The organism is Mitsuaria sp. TWR114, assembly GCF_007997345.1.
The window spans coordinates 1-7,385 of sequence record NZ_VOSR01000486.1; the positions used below are offsets into that span (position 1 = coordinate 1).

Annotated in this window: 7 protein-coding genes; 6 read left to right on the plus strand and 1 reads right to left on the minus strand. The window is 71.0% G+C overall.

From position 1 onward, the window contains the following. Positions 1-53: 53 nt before the first annotated feature. Positions 54-1,595: a lysine--tRNA ligase gene (lysS, locus tag FUT87_RS17325; RefSeq protein ID WP_147241819.1), complete on the minus strand. Its 1,542-nt coding sequence runs from the start codon at positions 1,593-1,595 to the stop codon at positions 54-56. Positions 1,596-1,647: 52 nt separating this feature from the next. Between lysS and FUT87_RS17330 the strand changes: the two genes are divergently transcribed. The 6 genes from FUT87_RS17330 (at position 1,648) to FUT87_RS17355 (ending at position 7,068) form a co-directional block, all read left to right on the plus strand. Next, positions 1,648-2,712, plus strand: coding sequence for a Gfo/Idh/MocA family protein (locus FUT87_RS17330; protein WP_147241820.1), 1,065 nt, complete (start codon positions 1,648-1,650; stop codon positions 2,710-2,712). A 1-nt stretch (position 2,713) separates the two neighbouring features. Beyond that, complete coding sequence (locus tag FUT87_RS17335; RefSeq protein WP_147241821.1) at positions 2,714-3,310, plus strand: acyltransferase; 597 nt, start codon at positions 2,714-2,716, stop codon at positions 3,308-3,310. After that, complete coding sequence (locus tag FUT87_RS17340) at positions 3,307-4,410, plus strand: DegT/DnrJ/EryC1/StrS aminotransferase family protein (RefSeq protein ID WP_091726788.1); 1,104 nt, start codon at positions 3,307-3,309, stop codon at positions 4,408-4,410. The genes FUT87_RS17335 and FUT87_RS17340 overlap by 4 nt, the downstream gene beginning before the upstream one ends. A 71-nt stretch (positions 4,411-4,481) precedes the next feature. Beyond that, positions 4,482-5,042 (plus strand): DapH/DapD/GlmU-related protein, encoded by a 561-nt coding sequence (locus FUT87_RS30015; RefSeq protein WP_091726783.1) that lies wholly within the window; start codon positions 4,482-4,484, stop codon positions 5,040-5,042. Continuing rightward, a complete protein-coding gene (locus FUT87_RS17350; protein ID WP_147241822.1) occupies positions 5,039-6,292 on the plus strand; it encodes a DegT/DnrJ/EryC1/StrS family aminotransferase in 1,254 nt (417 codons plus the stop codon). Before FUT87_RS30015 ends, FUT87_RS17350 begins: the two co-directional genes overlap by 4 nt. Then, on the plus strand, positions 6,289-7,068 hold the full coding sequence (locus tag FUT87_RS17355) for a hypothetical protein (protein ID WP_147241823.1): 780 nt from the start codon (positions 6,289-6,291) through the stop codon (positions 7,066-7,068). The genes FUT87_RS17350 and FUT87_RS17355 overlap by 4 nt, the downstream gene beginning before the upstream one ends. Positions 7,069-7,385: the final 317 nt, after the last annotated feature.

Here is a 7,385-nt window from a genome sequence, read left to right on the forward strand (position 1 = left end):
CTCCCGCTTGCGGGAGAGGGCAGGGGTGAGGGCCAGCAGCCGTCCGCCTTCGCTCACCCCTCGCGCCGCAGCGCCGGGAACAGGATCACGTCGCGGATCGACGGGCTGTCGGTGATCAGCATCATCAGCCGGTCGATGCCGATGCCGCAGCCGCCGGTGGGGGGCATGCCGTACTCCAGCGCGCGGATGAAGTCCGCGTCGAAGAACATCGCCTCCTCGTCGCCGGCGTCCTTGTTGGCGACCTGCGCCTGGAAGCGCGCGGCCTGGTCCTCGGCGTCGTTCAGCTCGGAGAAGCCGTTGGCGTACTCGCGACCGGTGATGAACAGCTCGAAGCGCTCGGTGATCGTCGGATCCGCATCCGAGGCGCGCGCCAGCGGCGAGACCTCGACCGGGTAGTCGACGATGAAGGTCGGCTCCCAGAGCTTCTCCTCGACCGCCGCCTCGAACAGCCCGAACTGCAGCGCCGACAGGCCCCAGTGCGCCGGCGCCTCTTCGCCCAGCGCCTTCAGCCTGGCGCGCAGCACCTGGGCGTCATCGGCCTCGGCCTCGCTCACGCCGGCGTGCACGATCAGCGACTGGCGCACCGACAGCCGCGTGAACGGCTTCTCCAGATCCACCGGCTTGCCGGCGTAGCTCACCACCGCGCTGCCCGTCGCGGCGCGCGCCGCGTGGCGGATCACTTCCTCGGTGAAGCTCATGACCTCCTGGTGGGTCCAGTAGGCCGCGTAGAACTCCATCATCGTGAACTCGGGGTTGTGCCGGACGCTGATCCCCTCGTTGCGGAAGTTGCGGTTGATCTCGAACACGCGCTCGAACCCGCCCACCACCAGGCGCTTCAGGTAGAGCTCCGGCGCGATGCGCAGGTACATCTCCTGGTCCAGCGCGTTGTGATGCGTGATGAAGGGCTTGGCGTTCGCGCCGCCCGGGATCGGGTGCAGCATCGGCGTCTCGACCTCCAGGAAGCCGTTCTCCACCATGTAGGAGCGGATCGAGGACACCGCCTTGGAGCGCGCCACGAAGCGCTCGCGCGCCTTGCCGTCGGAGATCAGGTCGGCATAGCGCTGGCGGTACTTCTGCTCCTGGTCGGCCATGCCGTGGAACTTGTCCGGCAGCGGGCGCAGCGACTTGGTCAGCAGCCGCAGCGTCGTGACCTTGACCGACAGTTCGCCGGTGCGGGTGCGGAAGAGCGTGCCCTCGGCGCCGAGGATGTCGCCCAGGTCGAAGTGCTTGAAGTCGTTGTAGACCTCCTCGCCCAGCGCGTCCTTCGAGAGGAACAGCTGGATCGCGCCGGTGGCGTCCTGCAGCGTGGCGAAGCTGGCCTTGCCCATGATGCGCTTGAGCATCATGCGGCCGGCCACCGTCACGGCGACGGCCTGCGGCTCGAGTTCCTCATTGGGGAGCTCGCCGTATTGCGCCTGCAGCGGCTGGGCGCGGTGCTGGGGTTTGAAGTCGTTGGGGAAGGCCGCGACGCCCTTGGCCTGCGCCTTCTCGCGGATGGCGGCGAGTTTCTCGCGGCGTTCGGCGATCAGCTTGTTGTCGTCTTGCGCGGGCGCCGCTTGGTCGGCGCCGGTGTGGGGGGCTTGGGGCTGGCTCATCGTGGACCTGGAAAAAGCTGGGCGCGATTTTAGGCTCTTAAAATCGCGCGCCATGCCTCAGTTCCCCATCCTGGACCGCCCGGTCCGTGTCGCCCTCGTCGGTTGCGGCCGCATCTCGAAGAACCACGTCGAGGCGCTGACCCGCCACGCGGGTCGCGCCGAACTGGTCGCCGTCTGCGACACCCGCCCCGAGGCCGTCCAGGCCGCGCTGACCCAGACCGGCCTGCCGCCGGAGCGCGGTTTCGCCTCGCTGGACGCGCTCCTGGCCGGCTCGGACGCCGACCTGATCGTGCTGTCCACGCCCAGCGGCCTGCATGCGCAGCAGGCCATCGCCTGCGCCCAGGCCGGCCGCCACGTGCTCAGCGAGAAGCCGATGGCGACCAAGTTCGAGGAAGGCCAGGCCATGGTCCGCGCCTGCCGCGACGCTGGCGTGAAGCTCTTCGTCGTCAAGCAGAACCGCCTCAACGCGACGGTGCAGCTGGTCAAGCAGGCGCTGGACCAGGGCCGCTTCGGCCGGATCTTCATGAGCACGGTCAACGTGTTCTGGACCCGCCCGCAGAGCTACTACGACGCCGCCCGCTGGCGCGGCCGCTGGGACATGGATGGCGGCGCCTTCATGAACCAGGCCAGCCACTACGTGGACCTGCTGGACTGGCTGGTCGGCCCGGTCGACAACGTGCATGCCTACACGGCCACGCTGGACCGCGACATCGAGGCCGAGGACACCGGCGTGCTGGCGCTGCGCCTGCGCCACGGCGGCCTGGCCAGCATCAACGTGACGATGCTGACCTATCCGCAGAACCTGGAAGGCTCGATCACCATCCTGGGCGAGAAGGGCACGGTCAAGATCGGCGGTACGGCGGTCAACAAGATCGAGCACTGGGCCTTCGACACGCCCCATCCCGACGACGAGCGGGTGAAGAACGCCAGCTACGAAACCACCAGCGTCTACGGCTTCGGTCACGCGGCCTACTACGACAACGTCATCCAGACGCTGCGCGGCGAGGCGCAGGCGCAGGTCGACGGCTACGAGGGCCTGCGCTCGCTGGAGCTGCTGATCGCCGCCTATCGCAGCGCGCGCGACGGCCAGCGCGTCGGCCTGCCGCTGGTGTTCTGACATGGGCTGGTGGAAGCACGACAGCGCCATCGTCGACGACGGCGCGCAGCTCGGCGACGGCACCAAGGTCTGGCACTTCAGCCATGTCTGCGCCGGCGCGCGCATCGGCGAGGGCTGCTCGCTGGGGCAGGGCGTCTATGTCGGCAACGACGTGACCATCGGCCGCAACGTGAAGATCCAGAACAACGTGTCGGTCTATGACGCGGTGACGCTGGAGGACGACGTCTTCTGCGGCCCGTCGATGGTCTTCACCAATGTGTACAACCCGCGCTCGGCGGTGCCGCGCAAGAACGAATACCGCCACACGCGGGTCCAGCGCGGCGCGACGCTGGGCGCCAACTGCACCGTCGTCTGCGGCGCGACGATCGGCGAGTACGCCTTCGTCGGCGCCGGCGCGGTGGTCAAGGGCGACGTGACGCCGTATGCGCTGATGGTCGGCGTGCCGGCGCGCCAGATCGGCTGGATGAGCCGCCATGGCGAGAAGCTGGACCTGCCCGTGGAAGGCCAGGGCCGCGCGGCCTGTCCGGCGAGCGGCGATCTCTACGAACTCAACGGCCGGGCGCTGCGCCTGGTGGATCCCACGGAGCCCCAGGCATGAGCCTTCCCTTCATCGACCTCAAGGCGCAGTACGCCGCGCTCAAGCCGAGCATCGACGCGCGCATCCAGCGCGTGCTGGATCACGGCCAGTACATCATGGGCCCGGAGGTCAAGGAGCTTGAGACCGCGCTGGCCGCCTACGCCGGCACGCGTCACTGCATCACCGTGGCCAGCGGCACCGAGGCGCTGCTGATCGCGCTGATGGCGCTGGACCTGCAGCCCGGCGACGAAGTCATCACCACGCCCTTCACCTTCGCCGCGACGGCCGAGACCATCGTGCTGCTCGGCGGCGTGCCGGTGTTCGTCGACATCGAGCCGGACAGCTGCAACCTGGACGCCGCGCTGATCGAGGCCGCCATCACGCCGCGCACGAAGGCGATCATGCCGGTGAGCCTGTACGGTCAGGTGTGCGACATGGACGCGATCAACGCGATCGCGGCGCGGCACGGGAACATCCCGGTCATCGAGGACGCGGCGCAGAGCTTTGGCGCGACGTACAAGGGCCGCAAGAGCTGCGGCCTCTCGACCTGGGGCGCGACCAGCTTCTTCCCCAGCAAGCCGCTGGGCTGCTACGGCGACGGCGGCGCGCTGTTCACCGATGACGACGCGCTGGCGCAGGCCGCGCGCGAGATCCGCGTCCACGGTCAGAGCCAGCGCTACACCCACACGCGGGTGGGCGTCGGCGGGCGCATGGACACGCTGCAGTGCGCGGTGGTGCTGGGCAAGCTGGAACGCTTCGACTGGGAGATCGCGCAGCGCCTGGCCATCGGCGAGCGCTATCAGCAGCTGATTGGCGAGCTGCCGCTGCAGCGCCTGGCCGTGCGCGAGGACCGCGATTGCGTGTGGGCCCAGTTCACCGTGCAGGTGGACCGCCGCGACGCGGTGGCCGAGGCGCTCAAGCAGGCCGGCATCCCGACCGCGATCCACTATCCGAAGCCGCTGCACCGCCAGCCCGCCTATGAGCAGCGCTGCCGCATCGCGACGCCGCTGGCGCATGCCGAGGCCGCGGCGCGCCGCGTGATGAGCCTGCCGATGAGCGCCGACCTCACCGAGGCGCAGCAGGACGAGGTCGTCGCCGCGCTGCGCGCCGCGCTGGCCTGAGCGCCGCGCGCGCCCGGGCCGTCACCGATCTCATCCCTTCCGATCAACCCCTGGACAAGGCCACCAACGCGATGCTGCTGGGCTACACGCTGGATGCGGTGCGCGCGCGGATCCGCGCGCGCGTCGCGGCGTGCCTGGGGCTGCGCGTCGGCACCCGCGCCCAGATCCATCCCGGCGCCCGGGTGCGCTGCGGCGCGGGCAGCGCGCTCGGCGCGGGATCCATCCTGTACCGCGACGTCCAGCTGCTGGCCAGCGGCCCCGGCAGTTTCCGCATCGGCGTGCGCAGCCACATCGCGCCGGGCGGCTACCTGCTGATCGGCCAGCAGCGGCTCACCATCGGCGACGACGTCGCCATCGGCCCCGGCTTGATGCTGTTCTGCGAGTCCAACGCGGTCACCGCCACCGGCCTCTTCCGCGAGCACTACCAGCGCGCCGACATCCGCATCGGCAGCAACGTGTTCCTCGGCGCCCGCGTGACGGTGCTGCCCGGCAGCGTGATCGAGGACGGCGCGGTGGTCGCCGCGCACGCCGTGGTGCGCGGCCACCTCCCCGGCGGCTGGGTCTACGGCGGCGTGCCGGCCCGGCCGCTCCACCGGGTCGACGGCGCGCGTCCGCCGTCGTCGTCCTCATGAAGGGTCATGTCGCCGGCGCACTGCGCTGGCGCGACCTGCCGGTGGCGCTGTGGCACTGGCTGTGGCGCGGCACCGCCAGCCTCGAGGACTTCCGCGCCGCCTTCGCGCGCAGCCTGGGCCTGGACCCGGCGGTCGACGGCGAGGTGCGCCTGTTCGGCAGCGGCCGCGCGGCGCTGCACGCCTTCACCGCGTCGCTGGACCTGCCGCCCGGCTCGGAAGTGCTGCTGCCGGGCTACACCTGCGTGGTCGTGCCCAATGTCTTCATGCACCTGGGGCTGACGGTCCGCTACGTCGACATCGCGCGTGACGACTTCAACCCCACGCCCGATGCGATCTCCGAAGCCATCAGCGACGAGACGCGGCTGGTCGTGGTGCCACACAACTTCGGCCTGGTCACCGAGGGCCTGGACGAGTTGCGCATCCAGCACCCCGACGTCGTCTTCGTCGAGGACGCCGCCCACGCGTGGGGCAGCACCGACGCGGTGGGCCGCCCCGTCGGCACGCTGGGCCATGCGGCCTTCTTCAGCTTCGAGTACTCCAAGCCGCTGACCACCGGCATCGGCGGCGCGCTGGTCATCCATCACCCGCCGTCGCGGGCGCGCTTCGCGGCGCGCCTGCCGGCGCTGCGGGCGCCGTCGACCGGCACGGTCCTGCGGCAGCTGCTGACGCTGTGCTGGCACCGCTTGACGATGAGCCTGCCGCGCCCGGCGCTGAGCGCGCTGACCGCGCTGCTGCGCGCGCCATCGCGGATGCTGGGCGTGGTGGCGAAGACGCCGGACAGCGAGGTCGCCGGCGACACGCAGCCCGACTACCGCGCCGGCCTGCATCCGCTGAGCGCCGCGGTCGGATGGACGCAGGCGCGTCGCTTCGACGCGATCCATGCGCTGCGCCGCGCGCAGGCCGCCGACTTCGACGCGCTGCTGACCAACTTGCCGGGCTGGGAATGGCCAGTGCGCGCGCCCGGCGCCGTGCTGCTGCGTTATCCGCTGCTGCTGCCCGACGCGGCGTCGCGGGACGCCGCCGTGGTGGCGCTCGAGGCGGCGGGCATCGTCGGCGGCACCTGGTTCGACGATGTCGTCCATCCGCGCGGCAGCCGCCGCTTCGGCTACACCGCGGGCGACTTACTCCTTCATCGGGCTGCGGCCCGCACCGTGCTCAACCTGCCGCTGGGCCTGCATGCGCGGCTGAGCGCCTCGCAGCGGGCCGCGGTGCGCGCGATCGCGGAGCGTCACGGAGGCCAGCTCCGATGACGGTCCGCCGCCGCTTCGCCCAGCTCGCCGGCGCGTCCATGCTGACGCAGGCGATCCCGATGCTGATCGCGCCGCTGCTGACGGCGGGCCTGGTCATGTCGCTGCTGTGGATGCGCGGCGAGGATCCCAACGCGCCCAAGCCGCTGAGCTGCGCCGACCGTTTCGCCGCCGCGTCGCAGGCGCACTGGAAGGCGCTGAGCATCGGGCAGGTCGAGCTGCTGAACCGCTGCGCCCACGAGGCGCCGCCACCCAAGTGCCAGGACCGCGAGCACCTGAAGCGCCTGACCCGACTGGCGGTGCTGATCGTCAGCTCGCGGGACGGCGGCTCCGCCGACATGACGTATTTCTTCGGCAAGGACGAGGTGGTGCTCGACCCGGAGGATGGGCTGCTGGTCGCGACGCGCGGGGAGCCCTGCGACCGGACGGCCTGGGAGCTCTATCGACAGGGCGGCTGGCTGCGGATGGGGCATGGGCCGACGGCGGAGGCGATCGTGCGCCGGGCTGCCGTCTGCACGCAGATGGCCGGGCCGACGCGGGGCGATGCCGCGCCGTCGATGCTCAGCCTGGCGAGCGAGTGGTCGGCCGACGACTGGGCCTTCAAGCTGCTGAGCCGGACCGATGCCTGGCAGGTGGCCACGCACCCGAACGGCTTGGCGGGCCTCCCGCCGGCGCCGATCAAGCTGGATTCGCTGGTCACCACCGACCCGAAGCTCACCGAGGCGAGGGTCGAAAGCTGGGAAGACAAGGCACCGGCCTGCGTGGCCGGCGGCCGCTGACGCTGGCGGTCGACCGCGCGCTGTCGACCGCGCGCCCACCGCCATCCGCCCGCGATTTCCCGCCATCCACCGCAGCGCGGGCGATGGCGGCGATCGGCGCGACCCACACTGGGCGCTCATCCACCGAGACCCGGAGCGTGTCGCATGTCGTCCCCGAAGCATCCCCCGATCGCCCGTCTGCGCGAGCTGCTGCGCGAGAACCGCGGCTTCCTGCTGTTCCTGGTCGGCTTCCTGTTCTTCCGCACCGCGATCGCGGACTGGAATCCGGTGCCCAGCGGCTCGATGCGGCCGACCATCCTCGAAGGCGACGTCGTCTT